Source organism: Enterobacter cloacae complex sp. 394I7 (genome assembly GCF_057320345.1).
In genome coordinates this window covers 573,625-598,444 of sequence record NZ_JBXWCR010000001.1, presented here as the reverse complement: position 1 = coordinate 598,444, position 24,820 = coordinate 573,625, and the positions used below count along the sequence as shown (strand labels likewise).

The window sequence follows — 24,820 nt, the reverse complement described above, 5'->3', positions numbered from 1 at the left end:
TCAGCGACTACGCTTTACGCCTGAGTACCCGACAATCCCACGGCAGCAGAGCGGTATCACCCGTGGCGGCGGCATCGGTCATGCAGTCGGTATACCCCTGCGGCAGCGTAATGAGCTGCTGCTGGGCGGTGTAGTTCTGCACAAACACCCACGTGGTTTCGCCGTCCGTGCGGGCCGTTGCCACTACACCCGGAGGGAAATCGCATTCCATGGCTCGTGGCAGCGCCAGTTCGTCAATAATCCCGGCGAAGAAATCACGCTGGAACGGCAGATCGTTGCGCGACGCCACATGCCACGCTTTCCCCTTACCGAAACGGTTCACCGTCACGGCAGGCCGACCGGCGTAGAAATCATCCCGGTAGGTCGCCAGCGGCTGAGCGTTTTCGACATGGATCAGTTCGCACAGATGACGAACCTGATACGGGCCCTGCAGGCCAGCCGCATTACCCGCCAGCCCCTGTACCAGATTACGTTCTCCCTCACCGAGACAGTCGATCTCTTCAGCCCAGATGCCGAGCAGTTTACGTAGCGGCCCCGGGAACCCGCCGAGATGACAAAGATCGCTTTCATCCACGATGCCGCTCCAGTAGGTGGTCACCAGATGGCCGCCCCCGGCGACAAACGCTTCTGCGCGTTCGGCGAAGCCTTCCCGCACCATATAAAGCATCGGCACAATCACCAGCGCGTACTGGCTGAGATCGCCGTCGGCATCAATCACATCCACCGCGATGCCTTTTTCCCAGAACGGACGGTAGTGTTCGTTAACGGTTTTTTCGTACTCCATCCCCATGTTGCGCGGCCCTTCGGCATCGTCCAGCGCCCAGCGATTTTGCTGGTCGAAGATAATCGCCACCCGTGCCTGCGTGCGACACCCGACCACCCCCGGCAGGCGCTCAAGCATTTCGCCCAGACGCGTCACTTCGCGCCCGACACGCGTATCAAGATGCCCCACGTGGTCGATAACCGCCCCGTGGAATTTCTCCACCGAACCGCGGCTTTTACGCCACTGGAAGTACTGTACGGCATCGGCCCCGTGTGCCACCGCCTGCATTGACGAGAGAATATGCATCCCCGGCTTTTTCAGCTTGCTGGTCGGCTGCCAGTTGGTGGTGCTCGGCGTGGACTCCATCAGCACAAAAGGTTTGCCGCCTTTCAGGCTGCGCATCATGTCGTGGTACATGGCGGTATAGCAGGCGAGCTGGGTTTCGTCTTTCTCCTTGTGCCACATCGGGTAGCTGTCCCAGGAGATAAAGTCGATCGCTTTCGCAAGCTGCCAGTAGTCGTAATCGTAGAAGTACTCCATGAAGTTGGTTGTCACCGGCAACGCTGCGTTGACGGCTTTTAGCGGCGCAACCTCATGGCGACAGAAATCTGTTACCTGCGCCGTATTAAAGCGGCGCCAGTCGAGGTTCAGACCGTGAATGGACACCTCTCCCTGCGGCGCAGGGGACTCAATCTGCGACCAGTCGCTATAGGTGTGGCTCCAGAAGGTGCTCCACCATGCGTGGTTCAGTGCATCCAGGGTTTTGTAGCGCGCTTTCAGCCAGTCACGAAAGCGCTCCTGGCACAGATCGCAGTGGCACTCACCGCCGTACTCATTGGAGATATGCCAGCCCAGCACCGCCGGGTGCTGTGAATAACGCTCAGCCAGTAAGGTATTCATTTTCAATGTCTTCTCACGGTACACCGGGGAAGACATACAGTGGTTATGACGTCCACCGTGCAGCGCAGGCACGCGGTTACGCCCTACGCGCAGCACCTGCGGGTATTTTTGCGACATCCATGCCGGCCGCGCACCGCTCGGCGTGGCGAGGAAAATATGGATCCCCGCTGAATATAATTTATCAATGACGTTATCCAGCCAGACAAAATCATATTCCCCTTCACGCGGTTCGAGCTTCGCCCAGCTAAATATGCCCACCGACATAACATTACATTTCGCCTGCTGCATCATGGCAATATCTTTTTCAATAATACCGGGGTAATTCTCCCATTGCTCCGGGTTATAGTCGGCGCCATGCAATAACGCAGCGACCTTCGAACTTAAAGGCGCAAATTTATTCATATTAAAAACGTCCTGAAGTGAAACAGAATACTATTTAAATACCGTTATCGACGGCAGCACTTTGCCATGACAATCAAATAACGCCTGGTTTTCGCGGGCATTTCCCTCTTTCCAGTCATCATGGATATATTTCATGCCGGTTTTGGTGGCCCATGTGGTGCCCGGTACGGCAATCCAGGTCGGCTCCCAGTAGAACAGACCTTTACCGCGACGATCGGGAACGTCAATCACGGCCTGCATTAAATCGTGGATATAATCGTACTGACCCTGCACGGTGCCGGGATAGCCACCGTCCTTCTCTTCTTTGGCCTGGAAACTGTTTTCTGCGTTATCGCAGTTCTCCAGCGTATAGCCATAGGCCGCTTCCACCACAATGACGTCTTTGTTATAGCGTTTGCTGATGTCATCCATATTGGCTTTCAGCGCGCCGATCGGGCCATTCCAGTAGGTGTACATCGACAGGCCGATAATATCGAACGGCACTTCGCGCTTCGTGATCTCATCAAACCACCAGCGGAAGGTGTCATTTTTAGTGCCTTCGGCCAGGTGCAGCATAATTTTCACCTGCTCGCCGTCGGTCAGGTTCTCTTTCATCCCGCTGATTGCGGCGTTGAGTAACCCGGCTACGCGGTCAAACTCGCCGCCACCCTGCCCCCAGCTTTTGCCTTCCGGCCAGAGCAGCCCGCCATTGATTTCATTACCAATCTGGACCATGTCCGGCAGCACGCCCTCTTTTTTAAAGCGGGCAAGGGTGTCGCGCGTATAGTCATGGATTGCCGTTTTAAGCTGCGGGTAATCCATCTTCTCCCAGGCTTTTGGTTTGAACTGTTTGCCCGGGTCGGTCCAGAAATCGCTGTAGTGGAAATCGAGCAGGAGTTTTATGCCCTGGGCCTTTACGCGCTTCGCCAGCGCCAGCGTGTTTTCCAGATTGTTACTGCCGCCCCCGTAGGTATTTCCGTTGGCATCCTGCGGATCCACCCACAAACGCAGGCGCACATAGTTCACACCGTTGGCTTTCAGAATGGCAATCGCATCCTGCTGCTGGCCGTTCTGGTTATAAAATGTTGCGCCATGCTGTTCCGCCTCGAGCAGCGTCGAGATGTCCGCCCCCTTAATAAAGTCTGCCGGCATGGCGTTAAAAGGACGCGTTTTTACCCCGTCCGCGGCAAACGCACTCGCGGCAAGACCGCAAGAAAGACAAACAGCAAGCAAAGCGGGTTTGAGTCTTTTCATGGTTATCCCTTAGTACTCCCGGAGGTCAGACCGGAGACGAAGTATTTTTGTAAGGCCAGATAGAGGATCGCGACCGGCACCGCAATCAGCACCGCGCCTGCCGCGTAGGTGGTGTAACTGGCACCCATTTTTTGCGCCACCAGGTTATAAAGCCCGATGGGTAAGGTGTATTTGTCCGGGGTGCGCAAAATGGTGCTGGAGAGAATGAAATCCCCCAGCGGCCCGGTGAAGGAGAACAGCGCCACCACCGCCACAATGGGTTTGGAAAGCGGCATGATGATCTCGATGAAGATGCGGAAGTTACTGGCTCCGTCCATGCGCGCGGACTCATCCAGATCCTTAGGAATGGCGTCCAGGTAGCCCTTCATCAGATAGGTATTCATTGGGATCATGCCGCCAACGTAAATCAGCACCAGCGCCAGATGGCTGTTGATTAAGCCCAACAGCTGCGAGAGCACGAAGATGGCAATCAGCGCCGAGAACTGCGGGATCATCTGCAGCAGCAGGAAGAGCATCAGTCCGTTCTGCCGCCCCTTAAAGCGAAAACGCGAGAAGGCATAGGCGGTAAAGCTAACGCTGATTAAGGTCAACACCATGGTCAGGAAGCTGATTTTCATCGAGTTCCAGTACCACGTCATGTAGTTCACCTGACCATTAAACAGGTCGGCGTAATGCTGGAACGACAGGTTCTGCGGAATAACAGAGGAGCTTAACAGGCTGTTGCCCGCGTTGAGTGAGGCGCCCACCGTCCACACCAGCGGGTAAATGATGATGACCGACACCAGCACAATAACCAGCCAGGAGAGTGAAAGGCGGACCCATTTCTCACGTTTAATACTTTGTGATTTAGCCATTGTTACGTCCCTTACGCCATGTCGTCATTTTTGAAAGATTTAGTGGCGCGGAACTGCCATAACGCCAGGCCGACGACAAAAACAGACAGCAGGATGGTGATGGTCGCCGCAATGGCATATTGCGAAGATGACATCGTCAGTTTGTAGATCCACGACACCAGAATGTCGGTGCCGCCCGCATTCGACCCCACTACCGCCGGCCCGCCGTTATTGAACAGATAGATGATGTTGAAATTATTGAAGTTGAAGGTGTATTGCGTAATCAGGATCGGCGCAATGGCGTAGAGCACCAGCGGCAGCGTAATGGTCCGCAACCGGGTCCAGCTGCTGGCGCCGTCCATGGTGGCCGCTTCATACAGGTCATCAGGAATGGCCTGCAGCACGCCGGTGGTCATGGCGAAAACAAACGGGAAACCAAGCCAGGTTTGCATCATGATCAGCGCCGTTTTGGTCCAGAACGGATCGGTCATCCAGGCTTTAGCCGCAATCCCAAAGAAGGCCAGAATGGCGTTGTTAATCACCCCGAACGAGTCATTAAACATCCCGGCGAAAACCAGGATGGTGACAAAGCCCGGCACGGCCCACGGTAGAATAAAGATGGTGCGGATCAGCGGCTTAAAGCGTAAATCTTTCTGGTTCACCAGAATCGCCAGCAGTACGCCCACCGAACACTGCAGCGTAGTGGCGAGCAGCGTCCAGACTACCGTCCACTGCAGCACGTCGAAGAAGGTGGAACGCCAGATAGAGAGCGTAAAGATATTGATGAAGTTCTTAAACCCGACCCAGTCAACCAGCTTAGCCGGCGGCGTGTGGTAGAGGTTGTAGTTGGTAAAGGCGATGGCAAACCCGAACAAAATGGGAAACACCACCACAAACACCAGCAGGATAAAGCCCGGGGTGATCATCAGATACGGGAAGCCGTCGCTCAATAGCATCTGATACTGTTTACGCACGCTGTTAAGCTGCAACCCTTCGTCACGTTTCAGGCCATTGACCCACGCGTCACGCATCGACAGGTAATACACCATCACGCCGAACGCAGCGATTAACACGCTGATGATCCCCTCCGCCAGCAGGAAGATGGAGTTGTCGCGCGGCACCTCCTCACCCAGCGTCACCAGTCCCCACAGCCCTTCGCGCAGAAAATCAGCAAATACGCCGATAAAACTGGCAAGCAGCACCAGGAAGATGACCCCTTTCAGCCACTGACGGTGGTAAAACTGACCGAAGCCGGGAATGACCGCCAGCAGCAGGCTGGTCCAGGCGTGACGCCCGGCCACGCGCGGTTTGGCAAAATGTTCCGGGATGATACTCACAAACAACTCCTTTCAAAAAACGGGAGAGACGCCCTCCCGTTCTGCGACGTCAGAAAACTACTGGTTGCTGGCCTGCATGGCTTCGATTTGCATCTGAACCTGTTTTTCTGCGCTGTCGAGCGCGGCTTTCGGATCCTGTTTACCGGTCAGGCTCAGCTCGAGGGCCGCGTTCGCCGGAGCCCAGACTTCACCCATTTCCGGAATGCCCGGCATCGCTGTCGCCCGTGCGGCCTGCACGGCAACCGCGCTGGCTTTCTCGTCGTTCTTAATGAGCGGATCGTCAATCATCGCGGTCAGCGGCGGAATTTCACGCGTCGCGATATAGCGCGTTTTGACGTACTGCGGCTGGTTGATAAATTCGATAAATTTCTGCGCCATGGCTTTGTCTTTGCTCCAGGTAGAGACGACATAGCCCTTCACGCCCAGGAATGAACTCATTGGCTTACCGTCCGGCAGCGTCGGCAGCGGCGCAACGCCGTAGTTAATGCCCGCCGCTTCATACGGCTGGAACGCCCACGGACCGTTGATGACGGCTGCCGCTTTTTTCTCGGTAAACAGAGAATCGATCGCGTTCAGACCGTTATCGCCGATGATCCCCGCCGGGAACACGTCATCGGTATAGAATTTTTTCAGGTAGGTGACCGCGTCTACCGCGCCCGGCTTGTTCAGGCCCACGTCGCTGGCGTTATAACCGCCTTTATCGTTTTTACCGAAGATGTATCCGCCCATCGGGGAGATAGCCCCCCAGCTGTAGTAAATCTGGTCGAACTTGGCGAGCAGGCCGTACTGGTTTTTGGCGCGCTGCTGTTTAGAAAAGTCATACCAGTCCTGAAGTGAGTTGAGCGGCTTCGCGATCAGGTCTTTGTTGTAAATCAGCACCAGCGTCTCAACCGCTTTCGGCACACCGTAAAGGGTGTTATCCATTTTGAAGGCATTTATTGACGCTGGCGTGTACTGTTCGGTCTGCTTCGCCTCCAGATTCAGGGGGGTCAGCAGCCCTTGCACAACCGCCCCGCCCAGTTGATCATTGGGAATGACCAGCACGTCCGGGCCAATTCCTGCCGGGCCGTCGAGGCGCAGTTTTTCCAGCTGCTGCGCGTAAGGCATCTCCTGCAGGTTAACCTTAACGTCGTACTGCTTTTCGAAATCGGCGACCGCGTCTTTAATGCCGGACGACTTTTTGATGTCTTCCCAGACGTTAAGCTGCGTGGTGGCGTGAGCCTGCACCGCGAGCGTAGAGAGGATCAGAGCAGCGAGTATGTTCTTTTTCATTATCAACCTCATGTGAAGGTATAACAATTTTATGGTTGTTATTGCATTTCACCGCCATACACCTTCGCCAGAAAACCGACTAACACTGGCGTACAACGTATAACATCAAATGCATTTGGTTTGGTATACGCTACCCTTCACATCATGATAACTCTACAAAAAACTGTAAGTTGTGTGATCGTCATAACATTTATGGAATACCGGTATAGGGTGCGTGAATACTGGAAGTTATAGTCAGAGCAGACAAATTGCACCGTCCAGCCATGTAGCAAATAATTGTTATACGTAATACATACGCGGCGGTTTACTCGGGGAATACAGATGTCGAACATACAATTGAGGAATGTCACCAAACGCTTTGGCGACACCGTAACCTTGCACAACGTGAATCTTGAGATTGAAGACGGTGAGTTTGCCGTCTTTGTCGGTCCTTCCGGCTGCGGTAAATCGACAATGCTGCGCATGATTGCCGGACTGGAGGACATTAGCGAAGGGGAAGTGTTAATTGGTGACGAGGTGATGAACGACGTTGCCCCCTCCCACCGCGGCGTGGCGATGGTGTTTCAGTCCTATGCGCTCTACCCACATATGACGGTGGCCGAAAACATGGGCTACGGCCTGAAGGTCAATAAGGTGCCGAAAGATCAGATCCGCCATCAGGTCGAGATGGTGGCCAAAACGCTGCAGCTTTCCCACCTTCTGGATCGCAAACCTAAGCAGCTTTCCGGCGGCCAGCGCCAGCGTGTGGCTATTGGCCGCGCCATCGTGCGTAATCCGCGGGTCTTTATGTTCGACGAACCGCTCTCCAACCTGGATGCCGAGCTGCGCGTGGAGATGCGTCTGCATCTTGCCCGTCTGCACCAGGAACTGAAAACCACCATGGTGTATGTCACCCACGACCAGATAGAAGCGATGACCCTGGCTGATAAAATTGTGGTGATGAACTACGGAAAGGTTGAGCAGATGGGCGCGCCGATGGAACTCTACTACAAACCGGCGAACAAGTTCGTGGCCGGGTTTATCGGCTCGCCGAAGATGAATTTCCTGCCGGCAACGGTAGAGGCCTGGCAACCGGGTGAGCTGACGGTGAGATTATCCCAGCAGAAGACGCTCACACTGGCCCTGACCACCACACCGTTGAACGCAGGCAGCCCGGTGACGCTGGGCATTCGTCCGGAACATTTAACCACCGATCTCCGCCACGGCACGCGGCTGACGTTTAACTGTGAAGTGGTTGAGCGTCTGGGCAACAACACCTACCTCTTTGGTCAGTGCTACGGCCACGACAATGTGAAGATTTTGCTGCCGGGCGATGTGAAATTCGCGCCGTGGCAGCAAATTGATGTGGCTTTTGACGATCGCCACTGCATGGTGTTTGACGAGCAGGATGTGCGGGTGAGTGCCGACATCGATGAAGCGGTACGCTCGGTCGCTTAACCCGCCAGACGCGTTACCGCACGCGTAAAGGCATCAATCGCCAGCGCGACATCCTCAGCCATCACCGATTCCGCCGGATGGTGGCTGACGCCTCCCCTACACCGCACAAACAACATCCCTACCGGCCAGCGCTCCGCCAGGGCGATGGTGTCATGACCGGCACCGCTCGGCAGCGATAATGTCTTCCCCTGCACCGATTCTACAGCCTCCGCCAGCAGCGCCTGCAGACGTGTATCGCATGGCGTGGCGGCGATTCGGTAAAATTCGTCGGCTGCAAAATGTATTCCGCGACGGGCCGCTATCGCCTGCGCCTGCGTCAGCAGTGCAGTAAGCAGAAGGTCAAGCGGCGCATCCTGCGGGCCGCGAATATCTAACGAGAGCGCGACCTCGCCGGGGATGACGTTTACCGCACAAGGCAGACAGCGCAACTCACCCACCGTGGCCACCAGGTTGCCGCCGTGCTGACGGGTGGTGTTTTCAATCAGCACCATCCATTCGGCGGCGGCGGCCAGCGCGTCCTTACGATGCGCCATCGGCACGGTCCCGGCGTGGCCGGCCTCACCGGTGAAGCGGCAGTTCAGACGACGCGCGCCGTTAATGGCTTCAACCACGCCCAGCGCCAGACCGGCCTGTTCCAGACACGGTCCTTGTTCAATATGCAGCTCCAGACAGGCGCTGAAATCATCCGGGCGTCTTGCGGCCATCGCGACACGGCTGGGATCTAACCCTGCCTGTACCATCGCCTGCGCCACGCTGATACCTCTGGCATCGCACGTGTCGAGCCAGCCCACAGGCCAGGTGCCCGTCAGCGCGCGGCTGCCCAACAGCGTGATACCAAAGCGGGTACCCTCTTCATCGCAAAAGCCGACAATCTCAACGGCCTGCGCCAGCCGTTTTCCCTGCTGATGCAGGCTGTCAACGACTTCAATGGCCGTCAGCACCCCCAGCATCCCGTCGTAGCGCCCGGCATTGCGCACGGTATCCAGATGCGAGCCAAGCAACACCGCCGGTGCGCCCTCCTGCTCGCCTTCATAACGTCCGCAGATATTCCCCACGCTGTCCTGCCAGACGGTCATGCCCGCCTGGTTCATCCACTGCCCGACCAGCTGGTTAGCCTGCAGATGCTGGGCAGAGAGATACACGCGGGTAAGGGAATCCTGGGTTTCGCTGATGGCGGCCAGCGCATCGGCGCGGGCCATCACACGTTCTGCCGCCTGCTGGCGTGTCGCGTGATTCATAGCGCCGTCTCAGTGCGGTAATGATCCCACGCGGCCTGCATCGCAGCACCCTGCGTAGTGGAAAACGTCAGGTAGTTCAGTACCGACTCCAGCGCACTCAGGGTTGTCATCACGCAGTCTTTACGCGCGTTATAGCCCATGGTGCCAATACGCCACACTTTGCCGTGCAGCGGACCAAACGAAGTACCGATTTCAATGCCGAAATCCTCCAGCATCAGTTTACGCACCTGGTCACCGTTTACGCCCTGAGGGATAAGCACGCCCAGCACGTTGTTCATCTTGTGCCTGAGGTCGCCGAAGGTCTCGAGTCCCATCGCCTGAATACCTTTCAGCAGCGCATCCCCGTGCAGCTTGTGGCGGGCGATACCGTTATCCAGCCCTTCCTGCAGAATCAGGCGGGCACATTCGCGGGCGCCAAACAGCGCGGTGGTCGCTTCGGTGTGGTGGTTCAGACGCTCGGGTCCCCAGTAATCCATCACCATGCCGAGGTCGAAATAGTTGGAGTAAATCATCTCTTCGTCGCCGTCGCGATGGGCATCGGTACGGATCCCCTCTTCGATGCATTTGCGGCGACGGATTGCCTCTTCCATCCGCGGGCTCAGGGTAACAGGCGAGGTGCCGGACGGACCGCCAAGACATTTCTGCATCCCCGCCGAGACCGCATCCAGCCCCCAGGCATCGGTCTCCAGGGCGTTGCCGCCGAGCGACGCGGTAGCATCGGTATAAAACAGGACATCGTAACGACGGCAGATTGCCCCGAGTTCTGCAAGCGGCTGCAGCATGGTGGTGGACGTATCCCCCTGCACGGTTAACAGCAGGCGCGGACGCACGCGTTTAATGGCATCTTCCACCCGATCCGGTGTGAACACCTCGCCCCACGGTACCTCGATGGTGTGGACCTCTGCGCGGCAGCGGCGGGCAATTTCGCACAGCAGATGGCCGAAGCGACCAAAAACGGGCACCAGCACTTTGTCCCCCGGACGAATGGCCGATACCAGAATCGCTTCAATCCCCGCGCGGGAGGTGCCGTCCACCAGCATCGTCCAGCGGTTTTCCGTGCGGAACACGCCGCGGTAGAGAGCCATGACGTCGTTCATGTAGTGGGTCATCGCCGGATCGTACTGGCCGATAAGCTGGCTCGACATGGCTCGCAGCACGCGCGGATCGGCGTTGATTGGCCCCGGCCCCATCAGCAGACGTTGTGGCGGATTGATTTGCGGAAATTGAGCGATATCCATTTTTTAGTCCTTAGTTAATTGAGGCCGCGCACGGAGGAGATAAACTGTTTAAGCTCAGTGGTCTGTGGGTTAGCGAACAGCGTTTTGCTGTCGCCCTGCTCCCAGACGCGCCCCTGATGCATAAACACCACGCGGTCGCCCACTTCGCGGGCAAAATTCATTTCATGGGTCACCAGGATCAGCGTCATCCCCTCAGCGGCCAGTTGTTCCAGCACCTTGAGCACTTCGCCTACCAGTTCCGGATCGAGCGCGGAAGTTATCTCGTCACAGAGTAAAACTTTAGGCGACATCGCCAGAGCACGGGCAATCGCCACGCGCTGCTGCTGGCCGCCGGAGAGGCTTGACGGGTAGTAATCCAGACGGTCACCCAGCCCGACTTTCTCCAGCATGCGCTGCGCCAGCACCTGACATTCTGCTGCGCTTTTCTTCAGCACCCGACGTGGCGCGAGCATCACGTTTTCCATCGCCGTCATGTGCGGGAAAAGGTTGAAGTTCTGAAATACCATGCCGACCGAGCGGCTGATTTCACGCGCCTGGGAATCCCGGTCGGTAATGGTCATGCCGCCGAGCTTGATGCTGCCGTCCTGATACCCTTCGAGGCCGTTAATGCAGCGCAACAGCGTGCTTTTACCCGAACCGCTGCGCCCGATAATTGAAATGACCTGGCCCATGTCGATGTCCAGATCCACGCCCTTGAGCACGTGGTTATCGCCGTAGTACTTCTGCACCTGATTAATGGTGATGAGAGGCATTGAATTTAGTCTCCAGATAACGGCTGTAGCGCGACAGCGGATAACACAGAATGAAGTAGCCGAGCGCCACCAGCGCAAAGACTTTAAACGGCTGATAGGTCACGTTGGTCAGCATCGTCCCGGCCTTGGTCAGCTCGATAAAACCGATAATGGATGCCAGCGCGGTCCCCTTAATCACCTGCACGGCGAACCCCACCGTTGGGGCGATGGCGATGCGTAACGCCTGGGGAGCCACCACGCGAAACAGCGTCTGGCCGAAGGTCAGCCCCAGACAGCGCGACGCCTCCCACTGCCCTTTCGGCAGCGCACGAATACTGCCAAACCAGATATCAAGCAAAAAGGCGCTGGTGTAGAACGTCAGGGCCAGCGACGCGGCGGTCCACGGCGAAACATCGATACCCAATAGCGCCACGCCGAAGAAGGCCAGGAACAGTTGCATCAGCAGCGGCGTGCCCTGAAACAGTTCGATATAGCCGCGGATAAGACGTTTTACCGTACGCCCACCCGTGAGGCGCAACAGCAACAGCGGCAGCGTTACCGCCGCCCCGCCGACAAACGCCACCAGCGACAGCAGCACCGTCCAGCGTCCGGCGAGCAGCAGATTGCGAATAATATCCCAGTCGGTAAAGGTGGTCATCATGCCTGTACCCCCAGCCACTTCCGACCTGCTGCCATCATTAGCTGGCGCAGGGTAATTGACAGCACGAGGTAAATTCCGGTGGTCACCAGATAGACCTCAAAGCTCAGGAACGTTCTTGACTGAATCAGGTTGGCGGCAAAAGTCAGCTCTTCATAGGAGACCTGCGACACCACCGACGAACCGAGCATAACGATAATGCACTGGCTGACCAGCGCCGGATAAATACGCTGCAGGGCCGGTGGCAGCACCACACGTATAAACGTTTGCAGGCGGGTAAGCCCCAGCACGCGGCCGGCCTCCCACTGTCCTTTGGGCGTAACCTGAATACCGGCACGGACAATCTCCGTGCTGTACGCGCCCAGGTTGACGACCATTGCCAGCAGCGCCGCTTCGCCCGCCGTCATCTTCAGCCCCAGATTCGGCAGACCGAACACAATGAAAAACAGCTGCACGACAAAGGGCGTGTTGCGGATAATCTCCACGTAGCCGCCCCAGATCCGGCTGAACCACGTCGTCCGGCCGCTGCGAATCGCCGCCCCGAAAATACCGATCGCCAGCCCGCCGAGGGTTGCCATCACCGTCAGTTGAATGGTGACCCACAGCCCAGCCAGCAGCGCCGGCCAGTACGGCCAGAGCGCAGAGAAATGGAGTTGCTCTGTCATCGCCTTACACGCCCAGGCTTGCCGGCAACGGCGCTTTCAGCCACTGCTCAGAGAGGCTATTCAGGGTGCCGTCTTTAATTCCCTGCTCAATCACCGCATCAACTTTCGCTTTCAGCGCCGGTTCGTTTTTCTTCAGCCCGATAAAGCACGGCGAGTCCTTCAGCATAAAGCTCGGAACCGGGGCTTTGGCGGCGTTCTGGCGGGAAATCGCCGCCACGACCAGATTACCTGTCGCCACGTACTGGACCTGACCGGACAGGTAAGCCGACAGCGTGGTGTTATTGTCTTCGTAGCGTTTGACGTCTGCATCTTTCGGCGCAAGGCTGGTCAGCACCATGTCCTCCACCGCGCCGCGCGTCACGCCAATGGTTTTTCCACTCAGTTGAGCAGCATCTTTCAGCTCAGCCCCTTTCGGGCCGAACACGCCGAGGAAGAACGGCGCATAGGCACGGCTAAAATCGATCACCTTTTCACGCTCGGCGTTTTTACCGAGGCTTGAGATCACCAGATCCACCTTATCGGTTTGCAGATACGGCACGCGGTTGGCACTGGTCACCGGCACCAGCTGCAGCTTGAGCTTCATCTGTTTTGCCAGATAGCGCGCCATGTCAATGTCGTAGCCCTGCGGCTGGAGATCGGTCCCGACCGAACCAAACGGAGGAAAATCCTGCGGGACGGCGATACGAAGAGTGCCGCGTTTCTCAATATCCTGAAGCTGGTCAGCTTTTGCTGGCAGGTTTGCAAACAGACAGACGGCCCCGGTCAGTGCAATCAATAACTTTTTCATGGTGCTTCCCCGTAACGTTAACATGAAACAAAAGATTCTTTGAATTGGATTTTGCAACTAATGTGCCAGATGAAGCGAAACGGGAAATTTTCTCTGAAGGCCTGATAAAACGAGAGCGGGGCGGAAAAGGCCTCCCTTTCCCGCCCCGCTCCGCTGCACCATTTTAATGCAAAGCACCAGCCTGATGCCCCATTATCGCTGTTCCAGTTCGTCCAGCTGCTGATAAAGGGAGGCGATATCGTGGATCCGGGGACGGCCTTTATCGAGGATTTCATGCAGGAAGGCGTTAGCCAGCAGGTTGATCAGACTGTTGACCGACGAGTAGCTGTCGTACGCCGAGACGCTGTCCAGCGGGGCGCAGAGCTGCCAGCTGGTCAGCGGAAACAGGCTGTGTGCCTGCGGCTCACACATCAGCAGAACCGGAATACCGCTGTGCTGAAGCTGCTGCAACAGCGGCCGAACGATCCGCGGGCGACGGCGAAACGCCATCATAATCACCAGATCGTCGGGCGTGAGATCGACCAGTTCCTCACTCAGGCTCTGCCCCGGCTGCGGCAGCAGCAGCACCTGTCCGCGCGCCTGCAACAGCTGCTGGCGCAGGTGCAGCGCCGCCGGATAGGCGTTGCGCATCCCGATAATCACAATCCGTCGTGCCTTCACCATTGAGGCCATGGCCTCGGCAAACTGCTGAGCATCCAGAGCGTTGACCCACTGGGTGAGGTTTGCCATCTCCTGCTTATAATGCCGCGCCAGCAGAGTGTTGCCCTGCACCGCATCGCGGTTATCGGTCAGCGGCATGCCGCTCTGGCGCAGCGTGCGCAGTTCGTCGCGCATCTCTTTATACTTCTCATAGCCCAGACGCTTAAACAGACGGCTCACCGTGGCTTTCGACACCCCGCTCAGCTGCGCCAGCTCGGCGCTGTTATAACTAATGAGGTCGTCGAAATGATCAAAAATAAAATCAGCCACCCGTTGCTCCTGCGGTGACAACGACGCGTATTGCGCTTTCAGACGTTCATCAAGCTGTTCCATAAAGCCTCTGTAACTTTTGTTTCACCTCACTATACCTTTCATTAAGCATGCCAGCTTCTTAAAACGTTATGTTACGACTGACGTGAAACTTTTCATTCATAACTGGAACAGCTTTTGCAGCACCTTGTGACTTTTGGGTTATGAGGACTCTCCATGCAAAGTAATGTCTCCGTACACGGAATGGCCGTGGCGCCCCACCATCTTGCCAGCCAGAGCGCCCTGGCCATTCTGCGCGAAGGCGGTAGCGCGATTGAGGCAATGGTCGCCGCCGCCGCAACCATTGCCGTGGTTTACCCGCACATGAACGGTCTCGGTGGGGACGGTTTCTGGCTTATCGTGCCGCCCGATGGCGAACCGGTCGCCATTGACGCCAGCGGCGCAGCAGGCTCACTGGCGACGCTTGCCGCCTATGACGATGTCTCTCAGATCCCCCATCGCGGGCCTCGCGCGGCGCTGACCGTGGCGGGAACGGTGAGCGGCTGGGACGAAGCGCTGAAGGTTTCGCGCACGCTGACGGGCACCGCTCTTCCCCTGAATCGCCTGCTGGCAGACGCCATTGACTATGCCCGAAACGGCACGCCGGTGACCGCGTCTCAGGCCGCCGCCACGGCCAGTAAGCTGGATGAACTGAAGGACCTGCCCGGCTTCGCGGAGACCTGGCTGACGGACGGCAAACCGCCGCAGGTCGGCAGCCGGTTTTATCAACCGGCGCTGGCCTCCACGCTCTCGCACCTCGCAGAAGACGGTCTGGACAGTTTTTATCGCGGCCCGCTGGCGGAGCGTCTGGCCCGGGGCATGGCAACGCTGGGGCTGCCCATCACCCTGGCTGACCTAAACGCGCATGTCGCCCGGCGCACCACGCCGCTGAAATTACAGCATCAGCAAGGCGAAGTGTGGAACCTTGCGCCGCCAACGCAGGGGCTGGTGTCGCTGGCGATCCTCGGGATAACCGACCGCCTGTCCATGGCCGATGCTGACGAAGCGACCACCGTTCACCGCATTGTAGAGGCCACCAAACTGGCGTTTGGTCTGCGCGATGCCCATATCACCGACCCGCGCGAGCTGAAAACCGATATCCAGAGTCTGCTGGATCCTGCCGCACTGGCCGCCCTCGCCGACCAGGTCGATGATAACCAGGCCGCACCGTGGGGCTGCGGCAAAGGCCCTGGTGATACGGTCTGGATGGGGGTAATGGATAACAGCGGTCTTGCCGTGTCGTTTATCCAGAGCATTTATCACGAGTTCGGCAGCGGCGTGGTCCTGCCTGATACCGGCATCGTCTGGCAAAACCGGGGAGCCTCATTCAGCCTCAATCCCCGTCACCTGCTGGCGCTTGCGCCAGGAAAACAACCGTTCCACACCCTGAACCCGGCAGCCGCGCGTCTGCATGACGGACGCGTCATGGTCTACGGCTCGATGGGCGGTGACGGCCAGCCGCAAACTCAGGCCACCCTGTTTACCCGCTATGTGGTGCAGGGGGTACCGTTGCAGGAGAGCATCGCCCGCCCGCGCTGGTTACTGGGGCGCACCTGGGGACAGACGTCCGACACCCTGAAGGTGGAAGGCCGCTTTACGCCGCAGACCGTCACGCGCCTGCAGGCGCTGGGCCACGACGTGGAGTGCTTCCCGGCCTTCAGCGAAGCCATGGGCCACGCGGGTGCGATTGTTCGTCATCCCAACGGGCTGTTTGAAGGGGCATTTGACCCGCGCAGCAACGGCGCCGCCGCCGGATTTTAAGGAGAGACTGATGAATACCACACAACCTGACTGGCATGCCTATCTGGCGCAAATGGAGTCCGTGCTGGGCGTTGAGCTGGATGACGCCCGCCGGGCAGAACTCTATGTGCAGTTCTGCCGTATCGCGGCGATGGCCGCCCCGCTGATGGCGCTGCCGCTTGATGACCGTCTGGAGATCGCAGGAGTATACAAAGCATGACGCTACACGAGATGAGTATCAGTGAGATCCAGCAGGCGCTGAGTGCAGGCGACCTGAGCGCCCATGACATCGCCCGCCAGACCCTGGAAGCCATTACGCGCATCAATCCCCATATCAACGCCTGGACCACCGTCACGGAAGAACGCATGCTGGCCGAAGCCGAGAATATCGACACCCTGCGTCGGGAGAAACGCCCTCTGCCGCCGCTGGCGGGCATTCCCTACGCGGTGAAAAACCTGTTCGACGTCGCCGGGCACACGACCCTTGCCGGTGCAGAGCTGTTCAGTCAGCGCCCCCCCGCCACCGCTGACAGCTTTGCGGTACGCCAGCTGCGCAGTGCCGGTGGCTTATTGTCGGGGATGGTCAACATGGATGCCTACGCCTACGGCTTTACGACGGAAAACAGTTACTACGGCGCAACGCGTAACCCGCACGATGTGACGCGCATTGCCGGAGGATCGTCCGGCGGCTCTGCCGCCGCGGTCGCTGCCGGACTGGTCCATTTTTCGCTCGGTACCGACACCAACGGGTCGATTCGCGTACCGGCCTCCCTGTGCGGAATATACGGTCTTAAGCCCACTTTTGGTCGTCTGTCACGCGCCGGCAGCCATCCGTTTGTCGCCAGTCTGGATCACATCGGGCCGTTTGCCCGTCGCGTGAGCGATCTGGCGTCGGTGTACGATGCACTGCAGGGTCGGGATACCAGCGACGGATTTCAGGCGGAGAGCTCCCGGGAGCAGACCCGGCCCCTGCTCGACCGCGGTCTGGATGGTTTGCGCTGCGCGGTGCTCGGCGGCTATTTCAGTACCTGGTGCGACAGCGACATGCGAGACGCCGTGGCGCGGGTGGCAAAAGCCCTAGACGTGCAGGAAACGTTGCAATTCCCCGATGCCGAACTGGCCCGCTCCGCGGCGTTTATCATCAGCGCCTCGGAAGGCGGAAATCAGTACCTGCCCGCGCTTCGCCGCGAGCCCGGGCGTTTTGAACCCCATTCGCGCGAGCGACTGCTGGCCGGCGCGATGATCCCTTCTGCCTGGTATATTCAGGCCCAGCGTTTTCGCACGCAGGCCCGACAGGCGTTTAAAGCGCTGTTTGCGCAGGCCGACGTGCTGATCGCCCCGGCCACGCCGCGCAGTGCAACGCGGATTGGCGAAGAGATTATGGAGATCAACGGCCAGCCGTTACCGGTTCGCGCCAGCATGGGCATGCTGACGCAGCCGATTTCGTTTTTAGGTTTACCCGTTACCACCGTCCCGCTGCGCACCGCTCAGGGCGCACCTGTTGGCCTGCAGTTGATCGCCGCACCGTTTAACGAGCAAGCCTGCCTGCGCGTGGCGCGGGTGCTGGAAGCAAGCGGAATAACCGATGCCCGACCAGCGGAGATGGCACCATGATAAATCACGATGACATTAACCTTCCGTGGGTCGTTGCAGAAGTGACAGCAGCCTTTTACCGCTATGAAGATGCGCTGGTAAGCAACAACATTCCGGTGCTGGATGAGCTGTTCTGGCACGACAAAAACACGGTGCGTCTCGGTGCGGGCGAAAACCTGTACGGCATTGAGGAAATCCGCGCCTTTCGGGCGGCGCGCCCGTCCGCGGGTCTGCAAAGGACGTTGCGCCATACGGTAATCACCACCTTCGGAGAGGATTACGCCGTGTGTAGCACCGAATTCACCCGCGAAGGAACGGAGCGGATTGGCCGCCAGCAGCAGACATGGGTACGCTTCCCGTACGGCTGGCGAATTGTGGCGGCGCAGGTCAGCGTGATGGCGTAATGTTTATAACCCTGCCCGGTGGCGCTTTTCCCATCAGATAAGCAGCAGGCCGGGACAGGCGTCACCGCCCGCCCGGCGCACTGCTGGATCGTTATTGTTGAAACGGGTGCACTTCACGCCAGTGATCGGCTATCTGCTGGCGGGTACAGACCCATACCCGATCGTGCTGCGCAAGGTAATCGAGGAACCGCTGCAGGGCACGAAAACGCCCAGGACGCCCCAGCAGACGGCAATGCATGCCGATGGACATCATCTTCGGCGCACGTTCCCCTTCTTCGTACAACACGTCAAAGCTGTCTTTCAGGTAGGTATAAAACTGCTCGGCGGTGTTGAACCCCTGCGCGGTCGCGAAGCGCATGTCGTTGGCATCCAGCGTATACGGCACAATCAGGTGGGGTTTGCGCGTGCCGTCGCTGCACGCCACTTGCGTCCAGAACGGTAAATCATCGCCATAGTAGTCGCTGTCATAGTCAAAGCCCCCATGCTCCACTACCAGCTGGCGGGTGTTTGGGCTGTCACGCCCGGTGTACCAGCCGGCAGGCGGTTTGCCAAACAGGTCAGTCAGGACATGCACCGCCTTGTGCAGGTGCTCGCGCTCCTGGTTGATATCCATACTTTGATAGTGGATCCAGCGCCAGCCGTGGCTGACCACGTCATAATCAGCCGCTTTGATGGCGTCGACGATATCGGGATGTCGCGCCAGCGCCATTGCCACGCCAAAGACCGTCAGCGGCAGGCCACGCTTGCAGAATTCGTTATGGATCCGCCAGAACCCAGCGCGGCTGCCGTATTCATAGAGGGAGTCCATCGACATGTGTCTGTCCGGATAACTGGCCGCACCGATGATGTCCGAGAGGAATTGTTCTGAGCCGGCATCACCATGCAGCACGTGGTTTTCCGCCCCTTCTTCGTAATTGAGTACAAACTGCACGGCGATGCGCGCCTGGTTCGGCCACTGCGCGTGCGGCGGCTTGCCTGCATAGCCGCGTAAGTCCCGCGGATAATCTTCGTTAAAAAGCGCCATTATCACCCCCTCAATTAAAATGGATTCAGTGCCTGAAAGTGTCCGCTCAACGCTTTTTTCTCCGGGAAAGCCAGGTCCCCGTGCTTGCTGGTTGACAGCCCCAGCGCCACCAGCGACTCGACCATTTTCACCGCCGCGCTGACGCCGTCGATCACCGGCACGTGCAGCTCGCGCGTCAGCTCCTGCGCCAGCGTCGCCATTCCACCGCAGCCGAGCACAATCGCGCCGCAGCCATCTTCTTTCAGCGCCTGGATGCAGCGCGCGCGCACCTTCTCCTGAGCCAGGCCGCTACCGTCTTCCAGTGCCAGCACCGGCAGATCGATGGCATGCAGGGCTGCACAGTGGTCCTGGAAACCATACTGGTGCAAAAGATGGCGGGCGATAATCCGCGTGCGAGGCAGCGTGGTCACAACGGAAAAGCGTGTTGCCACCAGCGTGGCCATATGCATCGCAGCTTCTGCGATACCGATGACCGGCCCCTGCGCCAGCTCGCGCGCCGCCAGCAGGCCGGGGTCACCAAAGCAGGCAATCACGTGTCCATCCACGCCCTGTTGCCGTCCGCGTTTTATCTGTTCGAGAACGCCCACGGCGGCGATGGCCTCATCAAAATGACCTTCTATCGAGGGCACACCTGCGCTCGGGCAGACGGCGAGGATCTCCGTTCCCGGTGCTGCTACCGCGCGGGCTGCGGCGCCGATGGTTTCCGTCATCGCGAGGCTGGTGTTGGGGTTAATCACTTGTATACAAACAGACGACATTACGACTCCTTGTGGCTGGCGAACAGCCGGGCAAAATCAGGCAGGCACTCACCGGCCCGTTCGAAACAGAGGCTGGCGACAATATGTTCAAAATGGTGCATTAAGGCCTCACTCAGGGGCTGGAGCGCCTTCTGGCGCAAGAGTTCCACCAGTTGCTCGTGGTCATTGCAGCGGCAGCCCTGACGCCACGGCGCGCCCCAGGCTGCGATCACCAGCGACGACCGCTGGCTCAGTCCGGTCACCATCTCTGTCAGCACCTGATTGCCTGAAATGGCCTGAAGCTGAATATGGAAATTGGCGGAGTGGCGGATTGCGGCGGGACCGTCATACGCTTCGTGCGCCTGCTGCTCCTGGCGAATAATCCCTTCCAGTGCAGCCAGATGCGGTGGCTGACAGTGGGCCAGCACGTCCGGCAGGTTAGCCACCTCAAGCAGAGCGCGCGTGCGGAAGATCTGCTGCGCTTCTTCTACCGTCGGGCTGGCCACGTGTGCACCACGTTTGGGCGTTAAGGTGACCATTTGCACAGCGGCGAGTCGTTGCAGCACCTTGCGAATACCGGTGCGGCTCACGCCGAAGACCTCAGCCAGCGCCTCTTCAGGCAATTTACTTCCCGGGAGCAACTGATGTTCGACTATCGCGGTCATCAGCGCCTGAAAGATGGATTCATCTTTGTCATGCAGGTCTGGCGCGGTCTGCAGGCTGTTTATGTTGTTCATTAACCACTCCGATTTTTACTTTTCGTTATCGAATCGTATACATAAAAATAAAATATTGCATACAAGATTTATTATTTTGGCCTGGATCCTGCAACACCGTCTGCACTCCCACTTAACGGGTTTTCATTCACAGGAGCAGGTTTCATGCCAAACAGACAAAACGCGCAGCACGGTACGGCCGCTGATTCCGGTGCGGTTTACAGCCCACGGCTTTGCAATGAGGATCTGGCACCGACGCGTGACCAGAACTGGAGCTGGTACAACATCTTTTCTTTCTGGATGTCGGACGTCCACAGCATGGGGGGTTATGTTGTTGCCGCGAGCTTCTTTACGCTCGGGCTGGCAAGCTGGCAGGTCTTGCTCTGCCTGCTGATAGGGATTTGCATTGTGCAGTTGTGCGCCAACCTGGTGGCGAAACCGAGTCAGATGGCAGGCGTACCCTACGCGGTGATTTGCCGTCAGGCATTTGGCGTTTTCGGGGCCAATATTCCGGCGGTGATCCGCGGGCTGATTGCTTTCGCATGGTACGGCATTCAGACCTACCTGGCCGCCAACGCGCTGATGCTGGTGGCGCTTAAGTTCTGGCCTTCACTCGCGACGCTCACCACCGGTTCGTTCCTGGGCCTGTCGCATCTTGGCTGGATCTGTTTCGCTATCATGTGGGTGCTGCAGGCGATGGTCTTCTGGCACGGCATGAGCGCCATTAAGCGCTTTATTGATATCGCCGGTCCGGCGGTCTACGTAGTGATGCTGGCGCTGGCGGGATGGATTGTATACAAGACCGGTTTTGACGGCATCTCCTTTACCCTCGCCAGCAAATCCCTGAGCGCCGGTGAGCAGACCTGGCAGATGATCACCGCCACGGCGCTGGTGGTCTCTTACTTCTCCGGCCCGCTGCTCAATTTTGGTGACTTCTCCCGCTACGGTAAAAGCATGGGGGAGATCCGCCGCGGTAACCGCTGGGGCCTGCCGTTTAACTTCCTGCTGTTCTCCATCGTTACCGTGGTGATTGTGTCGGGTACGCAATCGCTGTTTGGCCGCATGATCACTGACCCGATTGAAACCGTCAGCCGTGTGGGCAACGATCTGGCGGTGGCCATTGGCTTGCTGACCATGATCACCGCCACCATCGGGATCAACATCGTGGCGAACTTCGTCTCCCCGGCGTTTGATTTCTCTAACTGTTCACCGCAAAAAATCAGCTTCCGCACCGGGGGGATGATCGCCGCCGTCGGCTCTATCCTGTTAACCCCGTGGAACCTGTTTAACTCGCCGGAGCTTATCCACTACACTCTGGACGTGCTCGGGGCATTTATTGGCCCGCTGTTCGGGATTCTGATTGCCGATTTTTACCTGATTAAGCGCGGCAAGGTCTCCGTAGACGATCTGTTTGATGACACGCCAAAAGGCAAATACTGGTATCGCAACGGTTTCAACCCGAAAGCCATCGGCGCGCTGGTACCATCCGTTGCCGTTGGACTGGTGATAAGCTTTATTCCCTCCCTGCATGAAGTGGCAAACTTTAGCTGGTTTATCGGCGTCTTCCTGGGCGGGGTCACCTACCGCTGGCTGGCGCGGGAAGAGCGTGAAGCGGCAGGCGCCTCGTCGTTCAGCCCCCGCGTGGCGACGCAAAAAGAGTAACCCTTCCTCCGGGCCGCAGTTCCTCTGCGGCCTTTTTCATTCTGGCACCGTTTTTGCTCAGTCTCATCACCCCGCTACGCAAACACTAAGGCAGGAATCATGATGGACTACCAGACTGCGATCCGCGGTGCATTTTTTGATATTGCCCGGGTCTGCGACAGTGCAGACGTTATCGCCCAACAGGCGCGCTACCTTGAAGACGGGCTGCTATTCATCCATAACGGCAAAATTCTGGCGCAGATGGCCTGGCAGGAGGGCGAGCAGTATCTTGATCCCTACAAAGGGTACACCGACCTGCGCGGCAAACTGCTGCTCCCGGGTTTTGTCGATACCCACGTCCATTACCCGCAGACGGAGATGATTGGCGCTTTTGGTGAGCAACTGCTGGAGTGGCTGACCACCTACACGTTCCCGGTAGAAAGCCAGTTTGCCGATGAGGCCTATGCGAAAGAGATCGCGGCGTTTTTCATCAACCAACTGGTCAGCCACGGCACCACCACCGCGCTGGTGTTTTGTACGCTGCATCCTGAATCGGTCGAGGCGCTGTTCACCGAGGCCCTGCGCCTTAACATGCGTCTTATCGCCGGCAAGGTGATGATGGACCGCCACACGCCTGACTACCTGAGTGAAACCGCGAAAGAGAGCTACCGGCAGACGCGCGAGTTGATCCAGCGCTGGCACCACCGTGGACGGTTGGGCTACGCCATTACGCCACGCTTTGCCCCGACCTCCTCACCGGAACTGCTGGCCGCGGTCAGCCTGCTCAGAGAGGAGTTTCCCGACACGTGGATGCAGACCCATCTGAGCGAAAACCCAAATGAAGTGGCCTGGGTGAGCGATCTGTGGCCGGAACATGAACGTTATCTGGATGTGTATCATCATTACGGGCTGACCGGCGAACGCAGCGTGTTTGCCCATGGGATCCACCTCCATGAGAGCGAGTGGCGCTGTCTGCACGATACCGGCTCGGCAGTGGCATTTTGCCCCACCTCGAACCTCTTTCTTGGCAGCGGACTGTTCCGCTTACCCGCCTGCTGGCAACACCAGGTGCGTATGGGCATTGGCACCGATGTGGGTGCCGGAACCACCTTCAGCATGCTGCGCACCCTCGGGGAGGCGTACAAGGTGGGTCAGTTGCAGAGCTACCGCCTGCGCGCCAGCGAAGCGTTTTATCACGCCACGCTGGGCGGCGCTCACGCCCTGAGGCTGGACGATAAGATTGGCAATTTCGCCCCCGGCAAAGAGGCCGATTTTATCGTCATCGACCCGGCCGTTACGCCGCTACAGCGCCTGCGTAACCGGCGCTGTCAGGACATTTATGAGCAGCTGTTTGTGCTGATGACCCTGGGCGACGAGCGCAATATTAGCGAGACCTGGGTCAACGGTGTGCAGGTGTGGTCAACTGCCGCGGTAGGTTGACCACCCGCCCGGCGCAATCACAAACGGCAGGTGGAAGTGCTCGTCTGCCGTTTCTCCCGTCACAAAATCGATCTGTGCGCAGGGGTAAAGCGTGTCGCGGCCGGTTTCGGTGAACCAAGCCCCAATCTCAGCCACCAGCCGGTAACGTCCTGCTGGCAGGAAAGGGATAAACGCGGTGATGCGCCCCTGGGCGTTAGTGAAAGCAGTGGCCAATACGACGCCGTCCTGCTCAAGATAAACCCTTACGCCCTGCGCCGGTTTTCCCGTTGAAATATCAAGAATATGCGTGCTTAACGTACTCATTCGTCAATGACTCCTTCCAGCCGAAGCAGCGTAATTTCCCGCAGCTGTTCCAGTGCGGCCTGTACCTCCTGCGCATCGCTGTTTTCCAGCCGGGCGTTGAGGGCGCGTAAAATCTCCTCACCGCTACGGCCTTTCGCGCGGATCAAAAACACGCGTCCAAAACGGGCCTCGTAGCGAGCGTTCCCTTCCTGCAGTGCCTGTGCCAGCTGCCTGTCGCGGTTGTTGACGGCGCCCTGCTCCTGGCGCGAAAGCACCGCCTCCGCCCGGGCTCCTGTCGGTTTCTCACCAATTCGCGGGTGCGCATTCAGGGCCTGCGTAAGCGCCGTTTCATCCCAGGTTTGGGCCAGCGCCCGGGCGGCGTCGAACAGTGCTTTGCGGTGTGAATAGGGCCGCCCCTGCACCAGCGCATCGGCCCAGTCGGGCAACGCCACGCAGGGCTGCAACCGCGCGAGCGCCTCTTCGTGGCTCAGTTGATTAAAAGTTTGCAGTGCAATCATACTCACTCCCGTCATATCGTCGTTTTCTCGCTTTGCACAAACTACGCCACTCTTGCCATCCCCTATGAAACAGTCGATTCCGGATCGCACAACAGGAAATTATTGATTCATAAAAAGGCATTCTCACCGCGTTTGCGCACCTTAGCAGTGCAAAACCACCCCATACAACGCGCTTTTCGCCACTCTGCAGCCTGGTACGCAAATTGCTCTTCCCTTTTTACAC

Annotated in this window: 22 protein-coding genes and 2 pseudogenes; 7 read left to right on the top strand and 17 right to left on the bottom strand. The window is 58.2% G+C overall.

Annotation, left to right across the window (positions count from 1 at the left end; translation table 11 throughout):
- Window positions 1-7: 7 nt before the first annotated feature.
- The 5 genes from AC2FAP_RS02840 to AC2FAP_RS02820 are packed head-to-tail and all read right to left on the bottom strand — an operon-like array spanning window position 8 to window position 6,740.
- Complete coding sequence (locus AC2FAP_RS02840; RefSeq protein ID WP_163304472.1) at window positions 8-2,065, bottom strand: beta-galactosidase; 2,058 nt, start codon at window positions 2,063-2,065, stop codon at window positions 8-10.
- Between the two features lie 30 nt (window positions 2,066-2,095).
- The gene (locus AC2FAP_RS02835) at window positions 2,096-3,298 is read right to left on the bottom strand and encodes a glycoside hydrolase family 53 protein (protein ID WP_163304471.1); all 1,203 of its coding nucleotides are present in this window, start codon (window positions 3,296-3,298) and stop codon (window positions 2,096-2,098) included.
- Between the two features lie 2 nt (window positions 3,299-3,300).
- On the bottom strand, window positions 3,301-4,152 hold the full coding sequence (locus AC2FAP_RS02830) for a sugar ABC transporter permease (RefSeq protein WP_014169479.1): 852 nt from the start codon (window positions 4,150-4,152) through the stop codon (window positions 3,301-3,303).
- Window positions 4,153-4,163: 11 nt separating this feature from the next.
- On the bottom strand, window positions 4,164-5,468 hold the full coding sequence (locus AC2FAP_RS02825; protein WP_163304470.1) for a carbohydrate ABC transporter permease: 1,305 nt from the start codon (window positions 5,466-5,468) through the stop codon (window positions 4,164-4,166).
- 57 nt (window positions 5,469-5,525) lie between these two features.
- Window positions 5,526-6,740, bottom strand: coding sequence for an extracellular solute-binding protein (locus AC2FAP_RS02820; protein ID WP_032681287.1), 1,215 nt, complete (start codon window positions 6,738-6,740; stop codon window positions 5,526-5,528).
- Window positions 6,741-7,061: 321 nt separating this feature from the next.
- Here AC2FAP_RS02820 and AC2FAP_RS02815 point away from each other — a divergent pair, with 321 nt between their 5' ends.
- A complete protein-coding gene (locus tag AC2FAP_RS02815) occupies window positions 7,062-8,177 on the top strand; it encodes an ABC transporter ATP-binding protein (RefSeq protein ID WP_020884735.1) in 1,116 nt (371 codons plus the stop codon).
- On the opposite strand, the gene hpxK is transcribed toward AC2FAP_RS02815, so the two are convergent.
- The 7 genes from hpxK to hpxU all read right to left on the bottom strand — a co-directional run bounded on the left by hpxK (window position 8,174) and on the right by hpxU (window position 14,526).
- On the bottom strand, window positions 8,174-9,415 hold the full coding sequence (gene hpxK, locus AC2FAP_RS02810; protein ID WP_163304469.1) for an allantoate amidohydrolase: 1,242 nt from the start codon (window positions 9,413-9,415) through the stop codon (window positions 8,174-8,176). The genes AC2FAP_RS02815 and hpxK overlap by 4 nt on opposite strands.
- Window positions 9,412-10,653 carry a pyridoxal-phosphate-dependent aminotransferase family protein gene (locus AC2FAP_RS02805; protein WP_047357204.1) on the bottom strand — a complete coding sequence of 414 codons (1,242 nt, stop codon included), beginning with the start codon at window positions 10,651-10,653 and terminating at the stop codon, window positions 9,412-9,414. The genes hpxK and AC2FAP_RS02805 overlap by 4 nt, the downstream gene beginning before the upstream one ends.
- 14 nt (window positions 10,654-10,667) lie before the next feature.
- Window positions 10,668-11,405 (bottom strand): amino acid ABC transporter ATP-binding protein, encoded by a 738-nt coding sequence (locus tag AC2FAP_RS02800; RefSeq protein ID WP_020884737.1) that lies wholly within the window; start codon window positions 11,403-11,405, stop codon window positions 10,668-10,670.
- The gene (locus AC2FAP_RS02795; RefSeq protein WP_025204495.1) at window positions 11,386-12,042 is read right to left on the bottom strand and encodes an amino acid ABC transporter permease; all 657 of its coding nucleotides are present in this window, start codon (window positions 12,040-12,042) and stop codon (window positions 11,386-11,388) included. The genes AC2FAP_RS02800 and AC2FAP_RS02795 overlap by 20 nt, the downstream gene beginning before the upstream one ends.
- Window positions 12,042-12,707, bottom strand: coding sequence for an amino acid ABC transporter permease (locus AC2FAP_RS02790; protein WP_014169471.1), 666 nt, complete (start codon window positions 12,705-12,707; stop codon window positions 12,042-12,044). The genes AC2FAP_RS02795 and AC2FAP_RS02790 overlap by 1 nt, the downstream gene beginning before the upstream one ends.
- Window positions 12,708-12,711: 4 nt before the next feature.
- Complete coding sequence (locus AC2FAP_RS02785; RefSeq protein ID WP_020884739.1) at window positions 12,712-13,494, bottom strand: transporter substrate-binding domain-containing protein; 783 nt, start codon at window positions 13,492-13,494, stop codon at window positions 12,712-12,714.
- 192 nt (window positions 13,495-13,686) lie between these two features.
- Window positions 13,687-14,526, bottom strand: a complete 840-nt coding sequence (gene hpxU / locus AC2FAP_RS02780) for a MurR/RpiR family transcriptional regulator HpxU (RefSeq protein WP_020884740.1) — start codon at window positions 14,524-14,526, stop codon at window positions 13,687-13,689.
- A 153-nt stretch (window positions 14,527-14,679) separates the two neighbouring features.
- Here hpxU and hpxW point away from each other — a divergent pair, with 153 nt between their 5' ends.
- From hpxW to hpxZ, 4 genes are read left to right on the top strand one after another with little or no spacing between them, the layout of a single operon-like run.
- The gene (hpxW, locus tag AC2FAP_RS02775; protein ID WP_333192137.1) at window positions 14,680-16,263 is read left to right on the top strand and encodes an oxamate amidohydrolase; all 1,584 of its coding nucleotides are present in this window, start codon (window positions 14,680-14,682) and stop codon (window positions 16,261-16,263) included.
- 10 nt (window positions 16,264-16,273) lie between these two features.
- Entirely contained in the window at window positions 16,274-16,462 is a 189-nt protein-coding gene (gene hpxX / locus AC2FAP_RS02770; protein ID WP_014169467.1) for an oxalurate catabolism protein HpxX, read from the top strand.
- Window positions 16,459-17,856 carry an AtzE family amidohydrolase gene (locus AC2FAP_RS02765; RefSeq protein WP_059305462.1) on the top strand — a complete coding sequence of 466 codons (1,398 nt, stop codon included), beginning with the start codon at window positions 16,459-16,461 and terminating at the stop codon, window positions 17,854-17,856. Before hpxX ends, AC2FAP_RS02765 begins: the two co-directional genes overlap by 4 nt.
- Window positions 17,853-18,239 carry an oxalurate catabolism protein HpxZ gene (hpxZ, locus tag AC2FAP_RS02760; protein WP_032677834.1) on the top strand — a complete coding sequence of 129 codons (387 nt, stop codon included), beginning with the start codon at window positions 17,853-17,855 and terminating at the stop codon, window positions 18,237-18,239. Before AC2FAP_RS02765 ends, hpxZ begins: the two co-directional genes overlap by 4 nt.
- A 91-nt stretch (window positions 18,240-18,330) precedes the next feature.
- On the opposite strand, the pseudogene puuE reads toward hpxZ, so the two are convergent.
- The 3 genes and pseudogenes from puuE to AC2FAP_RS02745 form a co-directional block, all read right to left on the bottom strand.
- Window positions 18,331-19,248: pseudogene (gene puuE, locus AC2FAP_RS02755) on the bottom strand (allantoinase PuuE); the annotation flags it as partial.
- A pseudogene (locus tag AC2FAP_RS02750) lies at window positions 19,151-20,021 on the bottom strand (aspartate/glutamate racemase family protein); the annotation flags it as partial. The pseudogenes AC2FAP_RS02750 and puuE, both read right to left, overlap by 98 nt.
- The gene (locus tag AC2FAP_RS02745; protein ID WP_020884746.1) at window positions 20,021-20,737 is read right to left on the bottom strand and encodes a GntR family transcriptional regulator; all 717 of its coding nucleotides are present in this window, start codon (window positions 20,735-20,737) and stop codon (window positions 20,021-20,023) included. The pseudogene AC2FAP_RS02750 and the gene AC2FAP_RS02745, both read right to left, overlap by 1 nt.
- 144 nt (window positions 20,738-20,881) lie before the next feature.
- Between AC2FAP_RS02745 and AC2FAP_RS02740 the strand changes: the two genes are divergently transcribed.
- Both AC2FAP_RS02740 and guaD read left to right on the top strand, forming a co-directional pair.
- Window positions 20,882-22,378, top strand: coding sequence for an NCS1 family nucleobase:cation symporter-1 (locus AC2FAP_RS02740; protein WP_047357200.1), 1,497 nt, complete (start codon window positions 20,882-20,884; stop codon window positions 22,376-22,378).
- Between the two features lie 99 nt (window positions 22,379-22,477).
- A complete protein-coding gene (guaD, locus tag AC2FAP_RS02735) occupies window positions 22,478-23,797 on the top strand; it encodes a guanine deaminase (protein ID WP_025204501.1) in 1,320 nt (439 codons plus the stop codon).
- Here guaD and uraH read toward each other — a convergent pair.
- Both uraH and uraD read right to left on the bottom strand, forming a co-directional pair.
- The gene (gene uraH / locus AC2FAP_RS02730) at window positions 23,777-24,100 is read right to left on the bottom strand and encodes a hydroxyisourate hydrolase (RefSeq protein WP_014169459.1); all 324 of its coding nucleotides are present in this window, start codon (window positions 24,098-24,100) and stop codon (window positions 23,777-23,779) included. The genes guaD and uraH overlap by 21 nt on opposite strands.
- Window positions 24,097-24,597, bottom strand: coding sequence for a 2-oxo-4-hydroxy-4-carboxy-5-ureidoimidazoline decarboxylase (gene uraD, locus AC2FAP_RS02725; RefSeq protein WP_138613710.1), 501 nt, complete (start codon window positions 24,595-24,597; stop codon window positions 24,097-24,099). Before uraD ends, uraH begins: the two co-directional genes overlap by 4 nt.
- Window positions 24,598-24,820: the final 223 nt, after the last annotated feature.

Excerpts from the sequence above, each read along its gene's own strand:
- hpxK (WP_163304469.1), bottom strand. The coding sequence starts at position 9,415 with ATGAATCACGCGACACGCCAGCAGGCGGCAGAACGTGTGATGGCCCGC.
- hpxX (WP_014169467.1), top strand. The coding sequence starts at position 16,274 with ATGAATACCACACAACCTGACTGGCATGCCTATCTGGCGCAAATGGAG.
- AC2FAP_RS02800 (WP_020884737.1), bottom strand. The coding sequence starts at position 11,405 with ATGCCTCTCATCACCATTAATCAGGTGCAGAAGTACTACGGCGATAAC.
- uraH (WP_014169459.1), bottom strand. The coding sequence starts at position 24,100 with ATGAGTACGTTAAGCACGCATATTCTTGATATTTCAACGGGAAAACCG.
- AC2FAP_RS02785 (WP_020884739.1), bottom strand. The coding sequence starts at position 13,494 with ATGAAAAAGTTATTGATTGCACTGACCGGGGCCGTCTGTCTGTTTGCA.
- AC2FAP_RS02840 (WP_163304472.1), bottom strand. The coding sequence starts at position 2,065 with ATGAATAAATTTGCGCCTTTAAGTTCGAAGGTCGCTGCGTTATTGCAT.
- AC2FAP_RS02740 (WP_047357200.1), top strand. The coding sequence starts at position 20,882 with ATGCCAAACAGACAAAACGCGCAGCACGGTACGGCCGCTGATTCCGGT.
- hpxZ (WP_032677834.1), top strand. The coding sequence starts at position 17,853 with ATGATAAATCACGATGACATTAACCTTCCGTGGGTCGTTGCAGAAGTG.
- uraD (WP_138613710.1), bottom strand. The coding sequence starts at position 24,597 with ATGATTGCACTGCAAACTTTTAATCAACTGAGCCACGAAGAGGCGCTC.
- AC2FAP_RS02745 (WP_020884746.1), bottom strand. The coding sequence starts at position 20,737 with ATGAACAACATAAACAGCCTGCAGACCGCGCCAGACCTGCATGACAAA.
- AC2FAP_RS02815 (WP_020884735.1), top strand. The coding sequence starts at position 7,062 with ATGTCGAACATACAATTGAGGAATGTCACCAAACGCTTTGGCGACACC.
- AC2FAP_RS02830 (WP_014169479.1), bottom strand. The coding sequence starts at position 4,152 with ATGGCTAAATCACAAAGTATTAAACGTGAGAAATGGGTCCGCCTTTCA.
- guaD (WP_025204501.1), top strand. The coding sequence starts at position 22,478 with ATGATGGACTACCAGACTGCGATCCGCGGTGCATTTTTTGATATTGCC.
- AC2FAP_RS02790 (WP_014169471.1), bottom strand. The coding sequence starts at position 12,707 with ATGACAGAGCAACTCCATTTCTCTGCGCTCTGGCCGTACTGGCCGGCG.
- hpxW (WP_333192137.1), top strand. The coding sequence starts at position 14,680 with ATGCAAAGTAATGTCTCCGTACACGGAATGGCCGTGGCGCCCCACCAT.
- hpxU (WP_020884740.1), bottom strand. The coding sequence starts at position 14,526 with ATGGAACAGCTTGATGAACGTCTGAAAGCGCAATACGCGTCGTTGTCA.
- AC2FAP_RS02765 (WP_059305462.1), top strand. The coding sequence starts at position 16,459 with ATGACGCTACACGAGATGAGTATCAGTGAGATCCAGCAGGCGCTGAGT.
- AC2FAP_RS02820 (WP_032681287.1), bottom strand. The coding sequence starts at position 6,740 with ATGAAAAAGAACATACTCGCTGCTCTGATCCTCTCTACGCTCGCGGTG.
- AC2FAP_RS02835 (WP_163304471.1), bottom strand. The coding sequence starts at position 3,298 with ATGAAAAGACTCAAACCCGCTTTGCTTGCTGTTTGTCTTTCTTGCGGT.
- AC2FAP_RS02795 (WP_025204495.1), bottom strand. The coding sequence starts at position 12,042 with ATGACCACCTTTACCGACTGGGATATTATTCGCAATCTGCTGCTCGCC.
- AC2FAP_RS02805 (WP_047357204.1), bottom strand. The coding sequence starts at position 10,653 with ATGGATATCGCTCAATTTCCGCAAATCAATCCGCCACAACGTCTGCTG.